Genomic DNA, 21,709 nt, shown 5'->3' with positions numbered 1-21,709 from the left:
TTGTTTACAGCACCGAGGCATAGATGGCGCGGGCATCTTGGCGAGTTACCGGACGCGGATTATTGATAAGCAGGCGTTCGACCTTCATCGCGTCATCGGTCAGGCGATCCAGGTCGTCGGCAGTCACGCTCACGTCCCGTAGCCGCTGGGCAAACGGCATGCGTTCCACCAACCGGGTCATGAACTCAATAAAGGCATCACAGGCCAACGCCTCGCTGGCAAAGCGCTGCCCTGGCAGCACCGCCGCCGCCAGTTGCGCGTACAGCGCCTCGGCTGCAGGACGATTGAAGTTCAACACCGGCACTAGCACCAAGGCGTTGCTCAAGCCGTGGGGCACATGGAAGTGGCCGCCCAACGGGTACGCCAGGGCATGCACCGCCGCCACCGGCGAGTTGGCAAAGGCCATGCCTGCTAGCATCGAGCCGAGAAGCATGTCGGAGCGGGCCGGTAAATCCCCAGGCGTCGCCAGGACCCGATCCAGATTGCCCGCCAGCAGGCGCAACGCCTGCATTGCCAGGCCATCGGACAGCACATTCTTCTTGTGCACGCTGGTGTAGGCCTCGATGGCATGGACCATGGCATCGATACCGGTCATGGCGCTGACGGCTGCCGGCAAACCGACGGTCAGTCGGGCATCCAGCAGCGCGATATCCGGATACAGCAATGGGCTGACAACGCCCTTTTTCTCATTGCCGGGCGTGGTGACAATCGCCACCGCCGTCACTTCCGAGCCCGTACCCGCCGTGGTCGGCACTTGGATCAATGGCAAACGCGGGCCTTGGGCCAGGTTGATACCGTAGATCGACTCCAGCGCCTGCTCGCGACCACAGAGCAAGGCTACCAACTTCGCGGTGTCCAGGGAGCTGCCGCCGCCCAGGCCGATCACTGCTTGGGCGCGGCAGTTACGGGCGGCATCCACCGCGTGCTGCACCGATTCCGACGGCGGATCGGCCTGCACATCGCTGTACAATGTCGCGTCGACCCCGGCTTCGTGCAGGGCTCGCAAGGGTGCATCCAGCAAACCGGCGCGCAACAAGCCCGGATCGCTGACCAGCAATACCCGCTCGGCCTTTAGCTCGCGGCATAAGGTGCCCAGGCGCAACGCGCCATCGATCTCACAGATCACACGTGGCGTCGTTTCAAAGTTAAATGTCGACATACATCTGCCCTACCCTGCTGTCACGCTGCCGCGCTCGATGCGAAACAACGCATCGACCAGGTCGGCAGAATGTGTGTCATCGGATTCGGAGATCAACACGCACAGGCCTTCCTGGCCCAGCTTGGCAATCACCTCGCTTAAACGCCGGGACAAGACCGGCGCTACGCCCTCGAAAGGTTCGTCCAGAATCAACAGTTGGTTGCCCGGCATCAGTGCCCGGGCCATGGCCACCAGCTTCTGCTGGCCACCGGACAACTGCATCGCCTTGCGGTCACGGAACTGGGCGATCTCTGGAATCAGGCTGTAGACCCAGTCCAAACGCTGTTTGCTGTCGGCCAGTTTGTTGGCCCACACTGGCAGCATGATGTTCTCCTCCACGGTCAGCGACGGAATCAGGCGCCTGTCTTCGGGCAAGTAGCTGATACCCGCTGCGGCGCGGGTAAAAGCCGGCTGCGCGCGCAGGTCATGTCCGTCAAAAAACATCTCGCCGCAGTCCGTGGGCAACAAACCCATGATGGCGCGGATCAAGGTGGTCTTACCGGCGCCGTTGTGGCCGATCAGACCGACCATTTGCCCGGGGCCGATGGACAGCGAGACGTCATTGAGGATCGGTATGCCTTCAATCGATACATTGAGATTGCGAATTTCCAGGCTCATTTCACGGCACTCCTTTGCGCCTTTTCGTGGGCTTTGGCGCCGCCAGTGACAAACTCCTGCACCTGCGCATTGGCCAAGACTTCTTCCGGGGCGCCGTCGGCCAGGACTTCACCGCTGTAGAACGCGAGAATGCGCGACACATAGCGGCGTACCACGTCCATGTCATGCTCGACGAACAGCACGGTTACTTGATGCTCGGCAACGACGCGCATCACTGTGTCCATCAGCGCGGTTTTCTCTTCGGCGCTAACGCCGCTGGTGGGTTCGTCGAGCAGCAACATCTGCGGATCACCAATCAACGCCATGGCAATGTCGATAAGTTTGCGCACCCCTTGCGGCACCGCGGTGACCAGAGTGTCACGCCACTGCGGTATGCCGAACTCGACAAGAATGGCGTCGGCACGGGCAATCCGTGAGGCGCTGCGCATAGGCACCAGCAGCGCTGGAAACGGGCTTTCGGCCGCCGCCACCGCAATCAGCAGGTTGTCTAGCACGCTCAATTGCGCAAACAGTTGGGCGACCTGGAACGAGCGGGCCATGCCCGAGCGGGTAATCGCTCGAGGCGTGCGACCAATGATCGACTGGTTATTGAACAGGATCTCGCCCCGACTCGGCTTCAAGTAACCTGTGACCATATTGATGAAAGTGGTCTTGCCGGCGCCATTGGAGCCGATCACACCGACCACTTCCCCTTTGTTGATCCGCACATTGACGTCCTTGGCTGCAGTGACGGCGCCAAACTCCTTGCACAGACTTTGGGTTTCGAGAATGCAGGTCATGCTTTAGCCCTCTTGGCGTTACCGGTAAACAGGCTCCACAAACCCTTGGGCAGGAACACGATGATCGCCAGTAAGGTGAAGCCCAGAATCATCTGCCAGCTATGGGGCACCAGTTCGATGGCGTAAGTGCGCACCAAGGCAAACACGATGGCGGCGATAAAGGGTGCCGCCACGTGGGCGGTGCCGCCGAGCAAGGCGATGAACACGAACTCACCGGAGGTGATCCAGTAGGCCATTTCCGGGTCGATATGCCCGGCCGACAAGCCCATGAAACCACCTCCCAATGCCGATACGGCCGCGGCGGCTACGTAGTTCATGTACAGCACCCAGCGTGGGGACTGCCCGAGGTATTCGACACGCACTTCGTTTTCACGAATTGCTTCACACATCATCCCGGCATTGCTGCGGCTGTAGCGATGCAGCAACACCGCCAGCACCGCCGAACTGGCAACGATGATCATGAACAATACCAGCGGTCCCTGCCCGGCGGCCGGCGACCAGCCAAACAGGGTCCAGGCCTTGACGTTGAAGCCGTCAGTACTGCCCAGGGCCGAGCTTTTCACTAGCACGCCATAGAGGATCATCGAGAACGCCAACGACAGCATGGCGAAGAAAATCTCCCGATAGCGGGTCATCAGCAGACCTAGAATCATCGCCAATAGAACCGCGGAGCCAACGCCGATCACTAGCAGCAAGGCTAGGTCGGTAATGTTTAGGAAATGCCCACTCATGCCCACGGCATAGCCGCCAACGCAGAAGAACAAGCCCTGACCAAAGGTCACCAGTCCGGCGCGCATCTGCATCACCACGCCTTGCACTACCATGGCCTTGGCTAATGCCATGGTCAGCAAAAACACCAGCCATTGGGGAGCAATCCAGCCACCGGCGGCCAGCAGCGCTGCAACCGCCAGCACAATCAGTTCGGTTTTATCCATGCGCATCAGATTTTCCTCGCTAGCACGCGGCCGAACAGTCCTTGCGGACGTACCGCCAGAACCAGCGCCATGACGCCGTAAATAACAAACAGTTCGAATTCCGGCGCATAGTGCACCGCCGCCGCCCGGCTCAGTCCTACTAGCAAGGCGCCTACCGCAGCGCCTTCGATACTGCCCATGCCACCGATCACCACCACGGCGAAGGCCAGGACGATAATCTCCACGCCGATGCCCGGCGCTACGGAAATCGCCGGAGCGGTCAAGGCGCCGGCCAAGGTGCCGAGCATGGTGCCCAACACAAAGACCAGGGTGAACATACGCTTGACGTTGACGCCCATGGCCATAGCCACTTCACGATCGTGGATCACAGCCCGCAGGACCTTGCCCTGGTTGGTGCGTTCCAGCCACAGGTACAAGCCCAGTCCAAGCACCAGCGACACGCCTACCAGCATCAGGTCGTAATTGGAAACCTTCAGCCCGGCCAAGGCGCTACGGCCCATTTCGGCATAGGGTTGATAGGCAAAATAGGGGTTCACGCCCCAGATCATTTTCATGGTGTCTTCCAACACCAGCAGCAGCGCGTAGGTGATGATCACCATCAGCACTTCGTCTCGGCCGTACATAAACTTGAGCAGCCCGCGCTCGATAATCAGGCCAACGATCAGCCCAGCCACCAGGGCACAGCCAAGCATCAGTAGGTAACCGGCCCAGACCGGGCCGATACCATTATTGAAATACCAGCCCACCAGCGAAGCTGCGGTGTAGGCGCCAATGGCATAAAAACTGCCATGGGCCATGTTCAGGATCCGCATGACCCCGTAGATCACCGTCAACCCTGCCGCGACCAAAAACAGCCACGAGGCATAGATGGTGCCGTCAATCAGCACCGCGAAAAGACTCATCATAGAGGTCCTACCTTGGCATAAAGGTGGCGATGCCGAACGGGCCGCCACTTCGGAACAATCAATCGAGATTGATCAGTTGCACTGGGCACCGGGGAAGCCAGCCTTGATCCATTCCAGGGCGGTAGTGCCGTCGGGTGGAGTCACGCATTCGCCCGAGAAGGCGATGACGTTTTGCACGCTGCCTTTCTTGCTCGCCTTGTCGTATTGGTACTCGCCATAGGAAATACCCTGCATCGCCTGATGCCCCCCGGCGCGAGCCATTTGCACAGTGCCGGACACCGACTCAAAGGTCGCGCCCTTGAAGGCCTTGGCGATTTCCTGCGGCGCGGGGATCTTGCCCGATTCAACCTTGGCGTTTTCAGCTGCGTGCTTGAGGCCGAGAATGGCTTGGGCCATTTTACTCGCTGGGTAAGTCGGGGCGGTGTTGTACGCGGTTTGGTACTTGTCCTTGAACCAGCGATTGAGTTCGTTATCCGGCGCGAACGCACCAAACGGGCCACGGCCACCTATGATCATGCCTTTGGGAGCCTGGTCCTTGTAGCGGTCCAGGGCAGACTCGCCGCAGGTCAGGACCGCGGTGGCGTCTTCCAACAAACCACGGGCATTTGCTTGCAACACAAGCGCTTCCATGTCGCCGCCCCAGAAGCTGGAGTGGATGATGTCCGGGCGCTTGACCGACAGAGCGGAAATCTCGGCGCCGTATTGGCCCTGGAAGACCTTAGGCATCTGCGACTCGACCACCTTGGCCTTGGGCATCAACTGCTCCATGGAGTGGGTGAAGTCTTTCCAGCTGTCCTGTCCAAAGGCATAGTTCTGCTGAATGCCGGCAATTTTCTGCGCGTCTGGGCGGGTCTTGGTCAGGTAACGGGCGGCGCCGATATTGTCCACGGCCGCATCAAGGCCGGTGCGGAAGACAAACTGCGGGGTCTTGTCTTCGTTGAACAGCTGAGAAGTGCCGCAATCGTAAAACACGGTCATGGCGCCCAGTTCTTCGGCCACAGGCGCAATGGCCAGGCAGTCGCCGGAGGAAATGTAGCCCACCACTGCATCGACCTTCTGGCGCTGCACCAGGTTGCGGAACTCTTCGACCTGTTTAGCCGCGCCGCCCGCTTCGTCGATGATCACCACCTCGATTTCGGCACCGTTGATACCAATGGTGTTGTAAGGCGCCGGGAGCTTGCCTTGGTTTAGCCCTTCCACCAGCACTTTGGCGGCGTTCGCGGACGGCTCACCGAACGGCCCCGCTGCTGGGCCCGATAGGAAAGTCACCACGCCGATACGAAACTTACCGTTCTCGGCAGCCATGGCTGAGGAGCCCATGGACAGGGCCACGCCAGCGGTAATGGCGAGGGTCAAACGGTGCTTCAGTATGTTTTTCTTATAATTGTTCATCTGTGCTTCCACTTTCGATTGATGAATTGACTAGGGACTCTCGGGACGACTCTTTTTCGAGTCAGGGCTTTCAGCGCTCATTCGACGCTTGATGGTTGCGCTGTTCTGCTGCAGTTCCTGGGCGGAATACACCACCCAATTACCCAGCATCACCTTGGCGGGCGGGTAATCGTTGTTGAGCACCGGAGTGCCAATTGCCTGGGTCTGCTGAATCTGGTGGGTTTGCGGATCGATCCTTGAGACGAACCCGGGCGGATCTTCTGGCAAGGCAATTTCCAGGCCTTCCAAGGCACGTATCAACTCCTGGGAGTCGGTGCTGCCCAGCGCTTTGTCATAGGCTTTGGCTAACACCATGACACCGGTGTAGGCACCTTCGGCGGCGTAGGTCGGGTAGCGACCATTGATGGCCTGAAAGCGCTCGACAAAGGAGCGATTGCGCGGCGTATCCGGCCAGTTGTTATGGTGCCGTGCCGAGAGGATCAGCCCCGGCAGAGCTTGGTCGCCCAAGGACACCAGGAAATCGTAGTTTCCACCGGTGTCGAAGTTGGCCAGGCGCGAGGTGGCGAACAACTGGGTGCTTGCTGCCTGCTTGACGAAGGCCTGGAAGTCACCGCCCCACAGGGCCGAGACGATGATGTCGGGTTTAGCTTGTTCCAGAGCGGAGATATAGGCGGAATAGTCAGGCTCATACAAGCGTGGCCAGAGTTCGGTGACGTCCTCGAACTTGACATCCAGTTGTGCAAAGGCCTCGTGCAAGTCATCGCGGGACACGTGGCCGTATTCGTAATCCGGGCCTATGAACGCCAAGCGTTTCCATCCGGTTTGTTGTTGCAAGGCTTGCAGGTAGCGGGCACCGGCGGCCATCGAGGTCCAAGTGTCATTGGTGACGCGGAAATAGTACGGGTGGCCGTTTTCCAGGGTCATGCGCGAGGACGCATGGTCGGTGCCGATCATCAGTACTTTCTCGTGCTTGGCCAACTGACTGACCGCCAGCCCCACACCGGACGAGACCATACCGCACAGCACTTGCACACTGTCCTGGTGGATGAAGTTTTTCGCCAGGCCCACGCCATAGGAAGCCTTGGACTGATCGTCATCGATGATCACGCGCAGACGTGGCACTTGCTGGCCGGCCTCGCGCTGAGCCTGCAACTCGGCTAGGGCAATCTGGATCCCCGCGATGCTGTCCTGGCCGTAGATCGCTGCGCGCTCGGTCATCGGGTAAAGGCAGCCCATCGTCAGGTCCGCCTGAGAGGCGGCAGCGCCCAACTCCACGCGGCCGACCTGAGCTGAAGCAACAACGCTCAGCAAAAGACTGCACACTGTGAGCGAGCAATAAAACCATGGACGTGGCAGTGACATAAGTATCCTTTAGGGCGTTGGCAACGCCTCTTGTTAGTTCGCCAGAGGGATAGAGCAAAGGGTGTGCCAGATAGGCTGAAAAGCTTGTAGGAGTTGCCGAGGCAAGTGGCTGCGATCGGACGCATAGCGGCCGCCAGCTTGGAAATGCAGTCTGCCAGGCATACCTGGGCGCCCGGGGTGAGCGCGCTTGAAATTGATCGCAGCCACTTGCCTCGGCAGCGGCTACTGAGATTTGCGACGATTGTATTGAGCGCTTGGCGCTCAACCTGCGCGCATTGTTGAGCGGTTACCGCTCGGACGAACGATCCAGTCCCAGGCGATGCAGACGGCGCTTGAGCGCGTGCCGGGAAATCCCCAACAGGCTCGCTGCCAGGCCCTTATGGCCCGATGCGCGGCTCAGAGCATCGGTGACTAGATCGCGCTCGGCGAGCTCGAGCTGCTCGCCCAGTACCAATGGCTCGATCTGCAGGCCTTGCATCGGTGACGGCAACATCGCCGCGCTGATCGCCTGCCCCGGTGACAGAATGGTCAAGCGCTCTACCAGGTTTTTAAGCTCGCGCACATTCCCCGGCCAGCGGTGACGGGCCAATGCCTGGGCGCTGTCCGGCAGGAAGCGGATCGGCTCGACACCTTCCTCCAGAGCCTGGCGCCGGGCGAAATGCTGGGCCAGCAACAGCACGTCATCACCGCGCTCGCGCAGTGAAGGGATATCCAGAGTGATAACGTTCAGGCGATAGAACAGGTCCTCACGAAACCGTCCCGATTGCACGTCATCGGCCAGATCCCGATTGGTCGCCGCCACCACCCGCACATCCGCGCTACTCGCGGCACTGGCGCCCACGGCTCGGTAGCTGCCGTTCTCAAGAAAATGCAGAAGCTTGGCTTGAAGCGTCAGCGGCAATTCGCCGATCTCATCGAGAAACAGCGTGCCGCCATTAGCCTGACTGACCAGCCCGGCACGCTTTTGGTGAGCACCGGTATACGCGCCTTTTTCCGAACCAAACAACTCTGCCTCGATCAACTGCTCCGGCAATGCTGCGCAGTTGACCTCGATGAACGGTTGCCCGCCCCGCCCGCTATGGTTGTGCAGGGCTTGTGCGACCAAAGTCTTCCCCGTGCCGGATTCTCCAAGCAACAAAATCCGCGTCGCTGAACTACGGGCAATGCGCCCCACCGCTGCGTGCAAAGTGCTCATCGCCGGGCTATGGCCGAGCAGGCCAGCGGCCAGTTCATCACTCACCGCCACTGCGGGTTCTTCGCATCTGGCCAATGACAAGGTGCTGGCGATGGTCGCCAGCAGGTCGTCGAGTTCAAAAGGTTTGGTAAGGTAGTCAGTGGCGCCGCTTTTCACTGCCTGTACGGCGGCGCGGGTGTCACCGTGAGCGGAAATCATGATCACCGGCAGTCGTGCGTGAAGCTGGCGTATACCGTCCAACGTGGCTAGGCCATCGATGCCCGGTAAACCGAGGTCGAGCAGCACGATATCGATGCCGGTGGTCCCCCCCGCCAACAGCTCCAGCGCTGCCTCACCACTGCCGGCCGTGCTGATGCGCATTCCTTCGCCGCGTAGGGCATAGCTGAGGGAGCGCACCAGCGCCTCTTCGTCATCTACTATCAAAACGTGAATGTCAGTCATCGGTGGTTTACTTCGCCTCGTTCCCTGGGGGCGCGGGGAAGTCCAGGATCACCTGAGTCCCTACGCCAAGCGTACTGATAATGTCCATGCGCGCACCGTTGGCTTCCAGCAGTTGCTGACTGATGCTCAAGCCCAGCCCGGTACCCCGCGCCTTGGAGGTAAAAAACGGTTGGCGGATGCGCTGCAAGTCCGCCTCGGAGATACCGCAGCCCTGGTCAATGACCATGACTCGCACCTGCCCGCCCCATACTTTGGCGCACAGGCGCACGGGGCTCTGGTTGTTGCAGGCCTGGAAGGCATTCAAACAAAGGTTGACCAGGATCTGCCGGATTTGGTCCGGGTCGACGTAAAGCTGCAAGCCTGGTTCTGTTTCGCACAGCAATTGCGGGTCGTCCGGCCCTGCCAGCCGGACGATCTGCTCGAACAACGGCGCCACGGCAACCCACTCGGGTTGAGCCGGGTGAGGTCTTCCATATTCCAATAGATCGCTGGTGACATGGGATAAGCGGTCGATTTCCTTACCCAGGTCGCTCAGCAAGTGGCGTCGCTCGGGTTCTTCTTCTCGGCGCAGCAAGGCTTGCACTGTAGTTTTCATGGTTGTTAGGGGATTGCGCACCTCATGGGCCACGCCCGTGGCAAAGGCCCCCAGCACCGCGAGATTTTCTGTCCGCACAGTGTTTTCCAGCACGTCCGCTAAGCGTGCGGCCATTACATTGAACGCCCGCGCTACATGGTTGATTTCGTCGTCACGGGGCTGTTCAGCCAGGCGATAACTCAGGTCGCCCATGGACAACTGATGAGCGCCCTGTAACAAGGTGCTGACCCGCGAGCGCAACTGTCGGGACAGGGTAAAAAACACTATGAGGATAAACACGATAAAACCAGCAGCTATCCAGTACAACCACCAGCGTGCATCGTTCAACGGCTTGAGGATGGCCCCAGGCTGTACACTGAACACCAGTTGCCAACCGGGAATTATCTGCGGGCCGTCATGCCACTGATTCGGCGCCTCGACCGCGCGCCCGGTGGGGTCGATAAAGGCACCGCCTGGCACCCGCAGCAACGGCGAAACCACCCCGCTCATCCCGCCACTGACGAGCAACTCGGTGAGCGATGCAAGGCGCAGGTGCAAGGCGATGCGCACGCGGTGATCGGTGCGACCATTGCGGATGGTCTTGCGGATCAAGAAACCACCCGAGCGCCCGGGTTCGGCCAGCAATGGTCCGATCACTTCGATATCACCGACCCACTGGATCGGCAGCCCGGCGATAGACCAATGAGTGTTGGTCCAATAGGGCTCTCCAGAGGCGGCTTGCCCCGGCAGCACGCTGACCAAATGATCCTGTTCATCGAAAAACAACACGCCATACAGGAACGGCAAATCCGCTTCGATCTTGAGCAAAGACTCCACGTCACTGCCGGGGGCGGACTGATCGGCAATGAACCCCGGCATGTTCGGGTGATTGGACAATGCCGAGACCTGGTAAAAACGATCATCGAGAAACGACGACAAGCGGTTCGCCGTGGACAAGGCCTGGGCGTCCAGACGTTCACCAGTCAAGCGATTGAGCAAATCTTTGGCCAATTGCTCATAGAGCACTGCCAGCATAATGAGGGCGATGCTCATCACAAAGACGGACAGCAAGGTATAGCGTGCCACCAGGCTGCTGTGCGGCCGGGCGAACCACTTGCGTAGCAAGCAGAAGTAAGCAGTGCGGTTCATGGATTTTTTGATTATTTTTATAAAGTCGCTGCCAGCATAGGGACGACAGCTTGTATCTGTCTATTAGCATAAGCAGCGGCGGCAATCATACGGCTACCAAGGCACGAAGCTGTAAACGGTCATGAAGGGCCGCAGAAGGCTTGAAACCGGCGCTGCCTTCAAAGATGTTTACAACAGCTTCGCACCGGATCTCTGAATCGCCCCTGGTTTCCTAGACACTCTCCAAGCTCAGGAAATAGCGTTTCTCATACTCTACTGGAGACAGCTGCATAGCACTACTGTATCGGCGTTTAGGATTATAGAACATCTCGATATAATCGAAAATATCACTTCGGGCTTCTTCACGGGTGGTGTAGATCTTTCGTCGGATTCGCTCCCGCTTCAAAAGCTGGAAAAAGCTCTCGGCTACGGCATTGTCGTGGCAGTTTCCCCGCCGGCTCATGCTGCTGATTACATTGTTGGCCTTCAAGAAACTTTGCCAATCCGAGCTGCTGAACTGACTGCCTTGATCCGAGTGAATCATCACTTGCTGCTGAGGCTTGCGTCGCCAAACAGCGATCAACATCGCGTCGATAGCCAGCATTCGTCTGTATCCCACGCGGGTGGTTGTCATCGCCGATGACACGATGACTGCCAGCCTCGAGCGCCACTTTGATCGAGACCAGGTCAGTTATGACTGACAGCATTACATCCCGCTCCTCGAACGCAAACCCGGAGCACTGCGCAATGGCGCGCCGTTTACGCAGCTTACTGGCACTTTAAGTTCATTTTGCCTTTCAAGCGCAGGCTATCTGCTCCTCGTCCGTCAGGCTCAGTTTGCGCGTCGTGCGATTGAGCAATCGTGCGCCCATCCGGTCTTATAGGCAAACAACGCTTTTACCCACCGCCGAACGGGTCAGGCCCAGTGCAGTCGCCTCAGCGATAAAGCTTCCCGCCTTCACAGCAAAGACAAACGCGCTGATATCACCGAATCGGTTGGCTTGCGTGGGAGTTTGGCTCCAGGTTAGACATTCGAAGTATTTCAATAGCGCTAAAGCTTAGTCGCTCACGCCCGTGCCTTTGTGCAAGGGCGCAAACGGCAAAGGGTACCTATCAGAAGTCTTGCGCAGTGGGACGCAGAACGATTTCGTTGATGTCGACATCGACAGGTTGCTCGATCGCGTATGCGATGGCCCGTGCAACCGAATCAGCCGGGATGGCCTTCTTGTAAAACTCGCCAACAACCTCGGCGCTCGGCTGGTGCCCGCTGCCGAACTTGAGCTCGGAATCCACTGCGCCCGGCTCGATGGTCGTCGTGCGAATATTCCCGCCGACTTCATGACGCAGGCCATCGGAAATAGCGCGCACCGCAAATTTGGTACCGCTGTACACCGATCCACCGGGGCTGAACACCTTGATGCCGGCAACCGACGAGATGTTGATGAAGTGACCGCCGGCCTGTTGTTCGAAAAGCGGCAACGCGGCCGCAATGCCATATAACACGCCCTTGATGTTGATGTCGATCATGCGATCCCACTCTTCGGTGCGCAGTTGCGAAATCGGAGAGATCGCCATCAGCCCTGCATTGTTGATCATCACATCGATGCGACCGAATGCCTCGACAGCCTTGGCGACCAGCGCAGACAAGTCCTCTTTGTTTGTGACATCTATCGGATGGGCAATCGCCTTGCCGCCTGCTGCGGCGATCTCCCGGACAATCGCGTCCAGACGGTCCTGGCGACGGGCGCCAAGCACCACATGGGCCCCGAGCGCTGCCAGATGACGCGCCGTTGCTTCGCCCAGACCGCTACTCGCACCGGTGATAACGACCACTTTACCCTGGATGTTTTTACTCATGCTCAGCGCTCCTGTTGAGACCTGTTTGGGTTGATGAGTGCAGTCTGCGCTGGTTTTATTCGTCAGAAAATGGAAGAGTTCGGATTTGAGAATTCCATTTTCTGCAACGGGAGTTGACGCCAATGCTCAATCGCATGGAGCTGATTCGGATCTTTTCGGTGGCGGCGCAATCGACCACGTTTCGCGATGCAGCAACCCGTCTCGGCACCTCTCCGCAGACCGTGACACGCGCCATCAAAGAACTGGAGCGCACGCTTGGGGAGCTGTTGTTCCACCGCAGCACGCGGCAGGTTCACGTCACCGCTTTTGGTGCCAAACTTGCCGTGCAAGCCCGGGAAACCCTGGATCGGGTAGATCAGTTGTTTATCGCCAACAGTAAACAGGAGGTAAAAGGCGCCGTCGGCATCACGGCCCCCCACGCCATTGGCAAGCTGTATCTGATTGAGTTTCTGAAGCCGCTGATGCTTGAGAATCCGGGCCTGAGCATCGACCTGAGCCTGGATGACCAGCTCACCGACGCGGTGGCCAACAAGATTGACATCGGTATTCGTGTCGGAGCTGTGCGGGATCGGCGCTATATCGCCAGAACGGTGACCCATGTCGACCTGAAAATCGTCGCGGCGCCGTCACTCCTCGACACCGTGCAATGCCCTGGCAGCATCGAGGATCTGAAACGCTTGCCCCTGTCGATGCTGATCGATCGCAACAACGGCCGCCCCTGGCCGTGGGTGCTTGCCGATGGGCAAACGTTCCTGCCTGCCTCCCCGGCATTTACCTGCGACGATCCAGAAACCGAGCGAGAGATTGTTCTGGCGGGAATCGCCTTTGGGCAAATGCCCGGTTATCTGGCAGAACCCTATCTGTCTGAAGGGCGACTGGTCGAGGTCATGCAACACGATGCCCCGCCGCCTTCCGAATTGATCATGTATCGCCCGCAATCAGGGCCCGTGGCACCGAGAGTGAGGCTGGTGTACGACCACCTGGTCAACTGCTTCTCAGATCCGCGTGTTTTTGCGCAGAGCGCGCGCTGAAAGAGTTGTGTGGAAAAACACCCGTGAGCCTCATCTTCCTTTTTCGTCGTACTGGGACAGGATCGTTTCCAGCAGGCCCGGAAAACGGTGACTCAAATCTTCCCTACGCAACGAGTTCATGTGGGTCGTGCCGATGGTCTGGGTTTGAACCAGTCCGGCATCTCGCAGCACCCGGAAATGGTGGGACATGGTGGACTTCGCTCGGCCACCGTCCAGCTCGCCACAGCTGGCCTCTCCCAGCTCGGCGAGACGCCGGACAATCTCCAGGCGCACAGGGTCGCTCAAGGCGTGAAACAGACGCTCAAGAACGAATTCGTTGAGAGGAAGGTGTTTGAAGGGGCGCATGAGCGAATCATACACGGGTTTGCTCTATGCCTATAGTTCGAATATTATCGAAAAAAGGAAATATAAATTTCGGAGAAAAACCTGATGTCTGCGCTGTTCCAACCTTTCACGCTCAAGGATATTTCCCTTCGCAACCGGATCGCGATTCCCCCAATGTGCATGTACTCGGCGGAGGATGGCCTGATCAACGAATGGCACACTGTGCACTATGCCACCCTCGCGCGGGGCGGGGCGGGACTGGTGGTCGTCGAGGCGACCGCCGTGTCCCCCGAAGGACGGATCACGCCTGGCTGCGCTGGTATCTGGAATGATGAGCTCGCCCGCGCCTTCGTGCCGGTGGTGCAATCGATCAAGGCTGCCGGCGCAGTGCCAGGTATCCAGATTGCCCACGCGGGGCGCAAGGCCAGTGCGAACCGCCCTTGGGAAGGTGACGATCATATCGGCGAGGATGATGCACGTGGCTGGCAGACCATCGCCCCGTCGGCTGTTGCCTTTGGCGCTCATCTCGCCAAGCTGCCCAAAGCCATGACGCTGGAGGATATCGCCCGGGTGCGCGAGGATTTTGTCTCAGCCGCTCGCCGTGCACGTGAGTCCGGCTTCGAGTGGCTGGAGCTGCATTTCGCCCATGGCTATCTGGCCCAGTCATTCCTCTCTGAACACTCCAACCTTCGTGACGACGCCTACGGCGGAAACTTCGATAACCGTAGCCGCTTTCTGCTGGAAACACTGGCGGCGGTTCGCGAAGTATGGCCAGAGCACTTGCCGCTCACCGCTCGCCTGGGTGTCATCGAATACGACGGCCGGGACGAGCAGACCTTGTCAGAGGCTATCGAACTGACACGTCGTTTCAAGGATGGTGGATTGGACTTGCTCAGCGTCAGTATCGGGTTCACTATCCCTGAATCCAACATTCCTTGGGCCCCCGGATTCATGGGCGAAGTTACCCAGCGCGTACGGCGCGAGGCGGGGATTGCGGTGGCCTCGGCATGGGGCTTCGGCACGCCGAGCGTCGCCGAAGAAGCGGTGAGAAGTGGTCAACTGGACCTGGCGATGATTGGCCGGGCGCACCTGGGCAATCCTAACTGGTCCTATTCAGCCGCCCAGGCGCTGGGTGTAGAGCGTGCTGCCTGGACCCTGCCCGCTCCCTATGCCCATTGGCTTGAACGCTACAGGTGATCCCGCCGGAGCGAGAGCGCTCGCGTGGCCCTAGGGCTATCAACTTGGTCGAATGCCCAAGTGGGCAAGATTGTTGTCGCGCTCTCACCCGGATTCAGGTTTTTGGCCGCATGGCCGGCATGGACATCTTCGATACACCCGTGCCAGCCAATGCTCCCTCTTCATATCGCACACAGACAGGAGGTTTGATGACCGCCCCTCTGACACTGATTGCCACCTTGGTCGCCAAGGCCGGCTTCGAAGTCGAGCTCGAGCAGACGCTGCAGGGCCTGCAAGGCCCAAGCCGAAGCGAAGCGGACTGCATCCAGTACGATTTCCACCGTGATGCCGAGCAGGCTCGCACTTTCCACATGATCGAGCAGTGGCGGGACGAAGCGGCGCTGACTGCTCACGAAGCGACACCGCATTTTCAGGCAGCGCTCCCCTTCATCGAACGCGCTGCCGAAAAGCTCACCTTCACGAAAATGTATCGCATCTCCTGAGGATCTTCGAATGAAAGCCATTGCACACTTCAAATGCCTGCCTATTGAACATCCCGACGCCTTGGTGGAGATAGATATACCCGAGCCAGTGCCGGGGCCGCGCGACTTGCTCGTAGAGGTAAAAGCCGTATCGGTCAATCCTGTCGATACCAAGGTTCGGCAGGGCTATGTACCGCACGAGGACGAAAGCCAGCCGCGTATCCTCGGTTGGGACTCTGCCGGCGTGGTCAAGTCGGTGGGCAGCGACGTGACGCTATTCAAGCCCGGCGACAAGGTCTGGTACGCCGGATCGCTGATCCGCCCGGGCAGCAACAATGAGCTGCAACTGGTGGATGAGCGTATCGTCGGTTCCATGCCCCAGTCACTGGAATTCAGCCAGGCTGCGGCATTGCCACTGACTTCCTTGACCGCTTGGGAATTACTTTTTGATCGCCTCGGTGTTGCACGCGATACCAACGACCGAGGCGAAACGCTGCTGATCATCGGCGCTGCAGGCGGGGTGGGTTCAATCCTGACTCAGCTGGCGCGTCAGTTAACCGGGTTGACGATCATTGGTACGGCTTCGCGCCCTGAAACCCAGGCCTGGGTCACCGAGCTTGGTGCGCATCATGTCATCGACCATACCAAGCCACTCAGCGAGGAGCTCAAGCGCATCGGTATCGCACAAGTCAGCTATGTCGCCAGCCTGACCCAGACCGATCGGCACTACGAGCAAATCATCGAATCACTGAAGCCTCAGGGCAAGCTGGGCCTGATCGATGACCCGGCCACGCTTGACGCCGTACCGCTCAAGCGCAAGAGCCTGTCGTTGCACTGGGAGCTGATGTACACCCGCTCGCTTTACGAGACAGAGGACATGCAAGAGCAGCACAACATCCTCAACGAAGTTTCGCGGCGCATTGATGCGGGTGACTTGCGCACCACCGTTGGCGAAAACTACGGGCGCATCAGCGCAGAAAATCTTCGTCGAGCCCATGCTCTGCTGGAAAGCGGCAAGGCGAAGGGCAAGATCGTGCTGGAAGGCTTCTAAGAGGGCGTAGACAAAATAAATCAAACCGGCTGCACCACCTACCTAATGTCCTGAGCGTCGGGCGGATAATCCTGCACAGAAGCACCCGTGTTGTCGGGTGCCTTCCTCAGCATGGCCGGACTGAAAGCGGCTATTCACCCTCATGACACTTGTTAGAGAAGCGGAATGCTATAGCTTACAAAAACTCGGCTCTGATCTACGTTACGAGCCGCTTCGCTGTTGGACTTGCCGTTACGCCAGCCGAACCCGACACCTTTAAGCGCTCCGGACTGAAGGACGTAGTCCAGGCTAATGTCTCTTTCCCATTCCTTTTGGTTGTCGCCGGACGTAGTTTTAATATTATCGCCGGAGAGGTACATGACCGAGCCTTTCAGGCCAGGAACTCCCAGAGCGGCAAAGTCGTAAGCATACTGACCGAAAGCTGTGCGCTCGCCTGCGTGGGTGAACGTTTGGATCAGGCGGTCTGTATACAGATACAGGCTTGCTCCACCGGCGCCCTTGTCTATCAGGTTGCCCTGATTGAGTTGAGTGAAGTTGCTGCCATCCGACACACTTTGATACCCCGCAGTAATCGCGTGGCCACCCAGCGTATAAACCAACGCGGCACTCCAGGTACGGTTGTCGATCTCTCCATCACCGTTTTTGGTGTAGCCATTCATTCTGTAGCCTGACGTACCGGAGCTATTTGCACCTGACGAGTCAGTTTTGAAGTAGCGCAGGTCGGTTTTAAGGGACTGATTGTCCGAGAGCGCAAGGGTGTGAATCAATCCAAAAAAATGCTGCGTATAGTAGTTATCGAGGTTTGCGTAGTAGTACTGAGCTGTCAGATCCTTGTTGACACTCCAATCGCCCCCGGCGAAGTCAAACTGATTGCTCTCACGCGTACCACCAGCAACTGCCAACCCCGTCTGATCGCTTGAACCACGCCCTGTCGCATGTTCGATCCGACCTCCAGTCAAGGTCAGCCCCTTGAACTCGCTCGAGGTGATTTGACCGCCCTCGAAGGTTTGTGGAAGTACGCGCCCATCGTTGGCAACCAGAACTGGGAGTTTCGGAATCAAGGTGCCGTAGCGAAGTTCGGTTTTCGACACTTTGACTTTTCCGGTCAGCCCCACCCGGCTCCACTCGTCGACGGCACGGTTGTCACTGTCAGAAGGCATCATGGTGCTGCCGACATGCCGTCCTTTGCCGCTGTCCAGGGTAACCCCCAGCAATCCCAGGCCATCGACACCAAAGCCAACCATGCCTTCGGTATAAACTCCAACATGAAGCCCTGCGCCCATTCTTCGGTTTTGGAAGGGGCGGCAGTGCCATCGCGGCTGTCGTTATTGAAGTAGAAGTTCCTCATCCCCAAGGTGGCCTTGCTATCACTTAGAAAGTCAGCATGCGCCTGTGCACTCAGGGTGATACCAAGAAACACCGAACTGGCAGCAATTTTTTTCCCACTCAATTGCATAGCCCTCTCTTTGCTATTTTAAAGCAATAGAAGCAACGCAAAAACTTAGAGGTCAACGCAACGCACACGAAGGACCGGTACTTAGGGAAACTCCGAACAAGTTGCCCCGAGCACGCAGTGCACTGTGCTTTGACGCCGAAATGCCCATTTTTCCAGCCGCCAAGTCAGTGCAACACCAGGGCTTTGCCCTGGTTCTGACCCGCTACAGACGTACCTCTCCCGCAGTGTTCAATAAATGCCGGCGCGCCATCCACAGACTCGCCAGCGCAAACAACGTCGTCAGTTGCGCCGTGTCTTGGCCACGCCGCGAAACCGAGTTCTCACATAGCCGAACTGAAGCTTGATCACTCGGAACGGATGCTCGACTTTCGCCCGTACCTGCGCCTTGACCTTCTCGATCTGGCGCTTGGCTGAGTAGAGCACGCGCGTTGGCCCAAGTGCTTGTAGGTGCTGCGTCGCGCAGCGATCTGCCAGGTCGCCGGTCGCCCTTCATGCTCCGGTCGTTTCTCAACGCCGGTATAGCCCGAATCGGCACTGGCGACGTTCGCTGCGCCATGCAGTAGATGTGAAACTTCCGTCACGTCAGCCACGTTGGCGGCTGTACCATGGACATGATGTACCAGGCCCGATTCTGCGTCGGCTCCGATATGCGCTTTCATGCCGAAGAAGTACTGGTTGTCTTAATGAGATGGTCAGCCCAGTTCGAGAAACCCGGTGAGTCTAGACTTACCGGGTTTCTCTCTTGACCGAAGGAGGATCTCTCATGAACACCGTAACGCTTCTAGGTATCGACATCGGCAAGAACACCTTCCACCTGCATGGCCAGGATGCGAGAGGAAATCAGCTCATGCGCAAGAAGCTCAATCGTTGCCAATTGCTGCCGTATCTGGCGCAGTTGCCAAGCTGCAAAATTGCATGGAGTCCTGCGGCAGTTCGTAATGGCTGGCTAGGCAGATCGAGGGCTTGGGCCACCGCGTGCAATTAATCGCGGCGCAGCATGTGAAGGCCTACGTCACTGGCAACAAGAATGACTTTATCGATGCAGAGGCCATCTGCGAAGCCGCGTCGCGACCCAGAACCCGCTCGGTTCCAGTAAAGACCCTTGAGCAGCAGATCCTGTCGACTGAGCACAAGCTGCGCAAGTCTTGGGTGGATAATCGCACGCGAATCATCAACCAGGTGCACGGTGTCCTGCTGGAGCTCAGGATCATTTTCCCCATTGGACATGCTGCTCTGGAGCAGGTGCCCGCTTTGATGGAACGCCATGAGCTGCCGATTCGACTGCGTAATGCGGTTGAGCGAATGCTGCTCGATATTCAACGCCTGACGAGAGATATCAAGGGGATCGATGTCGAGATCAAACAGCAGTTGTCTGAGGACGCCGCCGGCATGCGCTTGCTGAGCATCCCCGGCATCGGCCCTCTCACCACTAGCGCGCTGGTGGCCGATGTCGGTGACGCTTCGACTTACAAACGCTCACGCGACTTTGCCGCGTCACTCGGGTTGGTGCCTCGACAGTATTCAAGCGGTGGCAAGACGAGCTTGCTTGGCATCAGCAAGCGCGGCGACAAGTATCTGCGCTGCCTGCTGGTGCAAGGCGCTCACGCACTGATGATACGAATCGACAAGCGTGACGATGCACTCGGAGCTTGGGTAAGAAATCTTTTGGCTCGCAAGCCCCCGAACAAAGTCGCCTGTGCGCTGGCCAACAAGACGACAAGAATCGTCTGGGCAGTATTAGCCCGAGGCGGCAGCTACAACGTGAAACAGATGGCTTGACCTAACCGACTTACCACCGGCTTTTGCGACGACAGTGATTATGACGATAAACGGCAGACATCCCAACTGAAAACCTGAAGACGAAGATAGTTTTTAAAGCTGATCCCTTTATCAAGGACAATTGGGAGCGACTTCTCATCAAGGGCCGAGCGCTAATGAACGTGCTCACCACGAGCCCGGATACATTAGCGCAAGCATGCTTTACCGTTCATCAAACTGCGTTGCAGGAGGTGGGCTGACTATACATCTTCGTCTGGTGCATTTCCGGATCGCGCTTGCCATCCTTGTTCTTGGTCGAACTGGGCGCGTGGATGATGGTGGCATCGACAATCGTACCCTGGCGTAGCGACAGACCTCCCTTTGTCTTGCAAGTAGTTGTTGATGGTTTCCAGAATCCCTGCCGCGAGTTGTTGCATCTCCAGCAGGTGCCGGAAAGTAAGCGTCCGCCCAACTCACCTTGTGCAAGTCAGGCTGGCACCCGCTGCGTCGGCAGCCGCGTCAGCACATTCTTGAGATAGGCATACGGATCATGCCCATTCATGCGCGCTGATTGGATCAGGCTCATGATCGCAGCCGCCCGTTTACCGCTGCGTAGCGACCCGGCAAACAGCCAGTTCGAGCGCCCGAGTGCCCATGGCCGTATCTGGTTCTCGACTTGGTTGTTGTCGATGGGCACAGCCCCATCGTCTTAGTAGCGCGTCAGCGCTACCCAGCGTTTCAGGCTGTAGTCGAGGGCTTTGGCCGTGGCTGATCCGTTGGGCACCAAGTCGCGCTGGGCCAACATCCACTCATGCAGTGTTTTGCTGATCGGTACCGCCAACTCCTGACGTAATCGCCACCGATCTTCATCGCTCATGTCCCGTGCCTGGCGCTCGATCTCGTATAAACCGCCAATCGAATGCAACGCCTGTTCGGCCAACTGGCTTTTGTTCGCCACATGCAAATCGAAAAACTTGCGACGGGCGTGGGCCATGCAGCCGATTTCAGTGATGCCTTGCTCAAAGCCGGCTTTGTAGCCAGCGAAGTCATCGCAGACCAACTTGCCGTTCCAGTCGCCGAGGAAGTTGCGCGCATGTTCGCCAGCACGGCTTGAGCTGAAGTCGTAAACCACGGCTTTGAGGGCCGAAAACGGCGTCGTGCTGTAGGCCCAGACGTAGGCCCGGTGGGTTTTCTTCTCGCCCGGTGCAAGCATTTGCACGGGCGTTTCATCAGCATGAATCACGCCCTGCTTCAGCAACGCCTCACGCAATGCATCGACCAACGGCTGGAGCCGCACGCCGGTTTGTCCAACCCATTGGGCCAAGGTCGAGCGAGCGATTGCCAGCCCGGCGCGGCCAAAGATTTTCTCCTGCCGATACAGCGGCAAGTGATCGGCAAACTTGGCCACCATTACGTGGGCCAGCAAACCTGCGGTTGGGATACCTTTGTCGATAACCTGCGCTGGCACCGGCGCCTGGATCAGTATTTCGCACTGGCGGCAGGCCCATTTGCCACGTACATGTTGCTCGACGGTAAACACGCCCGGCGTGTAATCCAGCTTTTCGCTGACGTCTTCGCCGATGCGTTGAAGCTGGCAGCCACAGGCGCACTGAGTGTTTTCGGGTTCATGGCGAATGACGGTGCGTGGAAACTGCGGCGGCAAGGGCGCACGTTTCGGGGATTGCCGTGGCTCGGCCTGTGGCGCAGCTGGGAGGAGCTGTTTTAGCTCGGCCTCGATAGCTTCAAGGTCTGTGTCGAGGAGGTCATCCAGCAAGCTGTCTTGTGCTGGGCTGATCTGCTCGCTGCGCTTGGCAAACTTGTGGCGCTTGAGCAGGGCGATTTCGAACTTGAACTGTTCGATGAGAATTTCATCGTTCTGGATCTTCCTGCTCATCGCCTCGACTTGGGACTGCAATTGCAACGCCTGTGCCGCCAAGGCACGAAGCTGTTCCGGAGTCATCTGGTCGAGGTTGGGCGAGAAAGTCATGCCGCCGATTGTGCCAGAGCAGGCCCGAAACGACGACAAGCAGACCGGCCAAATGGCCGG

General features: G+C 58.4%; 15 protein-coding genes and 7 pseudogenes. 6 read left to right on the top strand and 16 right to left on the bottom strand.

Annotation, left to right across the window (positions count from 1 at the left end; all coding sequences use genetic code 11):
* Positions 1-4: 4 nt before the first annotated feature.
* The 10 genes and pseudogenes from ACW4TB_RS25670 to ACW4TB_RS25625 all read right to left on the bottom strand — a co-directional run.
* Entirely contained in the window at positions 5-1,159 is a 1,155-nt protein-coding gene (locus tag ACW4TB_RS25670; RefSeq protein ID WP_455828639.1) for an iron-containing alcohol dehydrogenase, read from the bottom strand.
* Between the two features lie 9 nt (positions 1,160-1,168).
* Positions 1,169-1,816, bottom strand: coding sequence for an ATP-binding cassette domain-containing protein (locus tag ACW4TB_RS25665; protein ID WP_455828640.1), 648 nt, complete (start codon positions 1,814-1,816; stop codon positions 1,169-1,171).
* On the bottom strand, positions 1,813-2,595 hold the full coding sequence (locus ACW4TB_RS25660) for an ABC transporter ATP-binding protein (protein ID WP_455828641.1): 783 nt from the start codon (positions 2,593-2,595) through the stop codon (positions 1,813-1,815). Before ACW4TB_RS25660 ends, ACW4TB_RS25665 begins: the two co-directional genes overlap by 4 nt.
* Positions 2,592-3,536: a branched-chain amino acid ABC transporter permease gene (locus ACW4TB_RS25655; RefSeq protein ID WP_455828642.1), complete on the bottom strand. Its 945-nt coding sequence runs from the start codon at positions 3,534-3,536 to the stop codon at positions 2,592-2,594. The genes ACW4TB_RS25660 and ACW4TB_RS25655 overlap by 4 nt, the downstream gene beginning before the upstream one ends.
* Positions 3,536-4,435, bottom strand: coding sequence for a branched-chain amino acid ABC transporter permease (locus tag ACW4TB_RS25650; protein WP_123722561.1), 900 nt, complete (start codon positions 4,433-4,435; stop codon positions 3,536-3,538). Before ACW4TB_RS25650 ends, ACW4TB_RS25655 begins: the two co-directional genes overlap by 1 nt.
* A gap of 72 nt (positions 4,436-4,507) precedes the next feature.
* Entirely contained in the window at positions 4,508-5,827 is a 1,320-nt protein-coding gene (locus ACW4TB_RS25645) for an ABC transporter substrate-binding protein (protein WP_455828644.1), read from the bottom strand.
* 30 nt (positions 5,828-5,857) lie between these two features.
* Positions 5,858-7,102, bottom strand: a complete 1,245-nt coding sequence (locus ACW4TB_RS25640; protein WP_455828645.1) for an ABC transporter substrate-binding protein — start codon at positions 7,100-7,102, stop codon at positions 5,858-5,860.
* Between the two features lie 373 nt (positions 7,103-7,475).
* Entirely contained in the window at positions 7,476-8,825 is a 1,350-nt protein-coding gene (locus ACW4TB_RS25635) for a sigma-54-dependent transcriptional regulator (protein ID WP_455828647.1), read from the bottom strand.
* A 7-nt stretch (positions 8,826-8,832) separates the two neighbouring features.
* Positions 8,833-10,548: a sensor histidine kinase gene (locus ACW4TB_RS25630; protein WP_455828648.1), complete on the bottom strand. Its 1,716-nt coding sequence runs from the start codon at positions 10,546-10,548 to the stop codon at positions 8,833-8,835.
* A 211-nt stretch (positions 10,549-10,759) separates the two neighbouring features.
* Positions 10,760-11,128: pseudogene (locus ACW4TB_RS25625) on the bottom strand (IS3 family transposase); the annotation flags it as partial.
* On the opposite strand from ACW4TB_RS25625, the pseudogene ACW4TB_RS25620 reads away from it, so the two are divergent.
* A pseudogene (locus ACW4TB_RS25620) lies at positions 11,127-11,297 on the top strand (IS21 family transposase); the annotation flags it as partial. The pseudogenes ACW4TB_RS25625 and ACW4TB_RS25620 overlap by 2 nt on opposite strands.
* A gap of 343 nt (positions 11,298-11,640) precedes the next feature.
* Here ACW4TB_RS25620 and ACW4TB_RS25615 read toward each other — a convergent pair.
* Positions 11,641-12,384 carry an SDR family oxidoreductase gene (locus tag ACW4TB_RS25615; RefSeq protein ID WP_455828649.1) on the bottom strand — a complete coding sequence of 248 codons (744 nt, stop codon included), beginning with the start codon at positions 12,382-12,384 and terminating at the stop codon, positions 11,641-11,643.
* A 122-nt stretch (positions 12,385-12,506) separates the two neighbouring features.
* Here ACW4TB_RS25615 and ACW4TB_RS25610 point away from each other — a divergent pair, with 122 nt between their 5' ends.
* A complete protein-coding gene (locus ACW4TB_RS25610) occupies positions 12,507-13,415 on the top strand; it encodes a LysR family transcriptional regulator (protein WP_336848870.1) in 909 nt (302 codons plus the stop codon).
* Positions 13,416-13,445: 30 nt separating this feature from the next.
* Here ACW4TB_RS25610 and ACW4TB_RS25605 read toward each other — a convergent pair whose 3' ends face one another.
* Complete coding sequence (locus ACW4TB_RS25605; protein WP_455828650.1) at positions 13,446-13,760, bottom strand: ArsR/SmtB family transcription factor; 315 nt, start codon at positions 13,758-13,760, stop codon at positions 13,446-13,448.
* Between the two features lie 84 nt (positions 13,761-13,844).
* Between ACW4TB_RS25605 and ACW4TB_RS25600 the strand changes: the two genes are divergently transcribed.
* The 3 genes from ACW4TB_RS25600 (at position 13,845) to ACW4TB_RS25590 (ending at position 16,448) form a co-directional block, all read left to right on the top strand.
* On the top strand, positions 13,845-14,936 hold the full coding sequence (locus tag ACW4TB_RS25600) for an NADH:flavin oxidoreductase/NADH oxidase (RefSeq protein ID WP_455828651.1): 1,092 nt from the start codon (positions 13,845-13,847) through the stop codon (positions 14,934-14,936).
* A 188-nt stretch (positions 14,937-15,124) separates the two neighbouring features.
* On the top strand, positions 15,125-15,418 hold the full coding sequence (locus ACW4TB_RS25595) for a putative quinol monooxygenase (protein WP_100773696.1): 294 nt from the start codon (positions 15,125-15,127) through the stop codon (positions 15,416-15,418).
* Positions 15,419-15,428: 10 nt separating this feature from the next.
* A complete protein-coding gene (locus tag ACW4TB_RS25590; protein ID WP_455828652.1) occupies positions 15,429-16,448 on the top strand; it encodes a zinc-binding alcohol dehydrogenase family protein in 1,020 nt (339 codons plus the stop codon).
* 152 nt (positions 16,449-16,600) lie between these two features.
* On the opposite strand, the pseudogene ACW4TB_RS25585 reads toward ACW4TB_RS25590, so the two are convergent.
* Together ACW4TB_RS25585 and ACW4TB_RS25580 are read right to left on the bottom strand one after the other, a co-directional pair.
* Positions 16,601-17,796, bottom strand: a pseudogene (locus ACW4TB_RS25585) (OprD family porin).
* Between the two features lie 310 nt (positions 17,797-18,106).
* Positions 18,107-18,581, bottom strand: a pseudogene (locus tag ACW4TB_RS25580) (IS5 family transposase); the annotation flags it as partial.
* Between the two features lie 86 nt (positions 18,582-18,667).
* On the opposite strand from ACW4TB_RS25580, the pseudogene ACW4TB_RS25575 reads away from it, so the two are divergent.
* Positions 18,668-19,683 (top strand): annotated as a pseudogene (locus ACW4TB_RS25575) (IS110 family RNA-guided transposase).
* 235 nt (positions 19,684-19,918) lie between these two features.
* Here the strand turns inward: ACW4TB_RS25575 and ACW4TB_RS25570 are convergent.
* Both ACW4TB_RS25570 and tnpC read right to left on the bottom strand, forming a co-directional pair.
* Positions 19,919-20,123 (bottom strand): annotated as a pseudogene (locus tag ACW4TB_RS25570) (IS5/IS1182 family transposase); the annotation flags it as partial.
* Between the two features lie 26 nt (positions 20,124-20,149).
* A pseudogene (gene tnpC, locus ACW4TB_RS25565) lies at positions 20,150-21,649 on the bottom strand (IS66 family transposase).
* Between the last annotated feature and the right edge of the window lie 60 nt (positions 21,650-21,709).

It is taken from the genome of Lelliottia jeotgali (genome assembly GCF_977070485.1).
This window is presented reverse-complemented; position numbering and strand designations above follow the sequence as displayed.

Coding starts and splice junctions, on each gene's coding strand:
- ACW4TB_RS25595 (WP_100773696.1), top strand. CDS start 15,125: ATGACCGCCCCTCTGACACTGATTGCCACCTTGGTCGCCAAGGCCGGC.
- ACW4TB_RS25615 (WP_455828649.1), bottom strand. CDS start 12,384: ATGAGTAAAAACATCCAGGGTAAAGTGGTCGTTATCACCGGTGCGAGT.
- ACW4TB_RS25630 (WP_455828648.1), bottom strand. CDS start 10,548: ATGAACCGCACTGCTTACTTCTGCTTGCTACGCAAGTGGTTCGCCCGG.
- ACW4TB_RS25665 (WP_455828640.1), bottom strand. CDS start 1,816: ATGAGCCTGGAAATTCGCAATCTCAATGTATCGATTGAAGGCATACCG.
- ACW4TB_RS25645 (WP_455828644.1), bottom strand. CDS start 5,827: ATGAACAATTATAAGAAAAACATACTGAAGCACCGTTTGACCCTCGCC.
- ACW4TB_RS25670 (WP_455828639.1), bottom strand. CDS start 1,159: ATGTCGACATTTAACTTTGAAACGACGCCACGTGTGATCTGTGAGATC.
- ACW4TB_RS25600 (WP_455828651.1), top strand. CDS start 13,845: ATGTCTGCGCTGTTCCAACCTTTCACGCTCAAGGATATTTCCCTTCGC.
- ACW4TB_RS25590 (WP_455828652.1), top strand. CDS start 15,429: ATGAAAGCCATTGCACACTTCAAATGCCTGCCTATTGAACATCCCGAC.
- ACW4TB_RS25650 (WP_123722561.1), bottom strand. CDS start 4,435: ATGATGAGTCTTTTCGCGGTGCTGATTGACGGCACCATCTATGCCTCG.
- ACW4TB_RS25635 (WP_455828647.1), bottom strand. CDS start 8,825: ATGACTGACATTCACGTTTTGATAGTAGATGACGAAGAGGCGCTGGTG.
- ACW4TB_RS25610 (WP_336848870.1), top strand. CDS start 12,507: ATGCTCAATCGCATGGAGCTGATTCGGATCTTTTCGGTGGCGGCGCAA.
- ACW4TB_RS25655 (WP_455828642.1), bottom strand. CDS start 3,536: ATGCGCATGGATAAAACCGAACTGATTGTGCTGGCGGTTGCAGCGCTG.
- ACW4TB_RS25660 (WP_455828641.1), bottom strand. CDS start 2,595: ATGACCTGCATTCTCGAAACCCAAAGTCTGTGCAAGGAGTTTGGCGCC.
- ACW4TB_RS25605 (WP_455828650.1), bottom strand. CDS start 13,760: ATGCGCCCCTTCAAACACCTTCCTCTCAACGAATTCGTTCTTGAGCGT.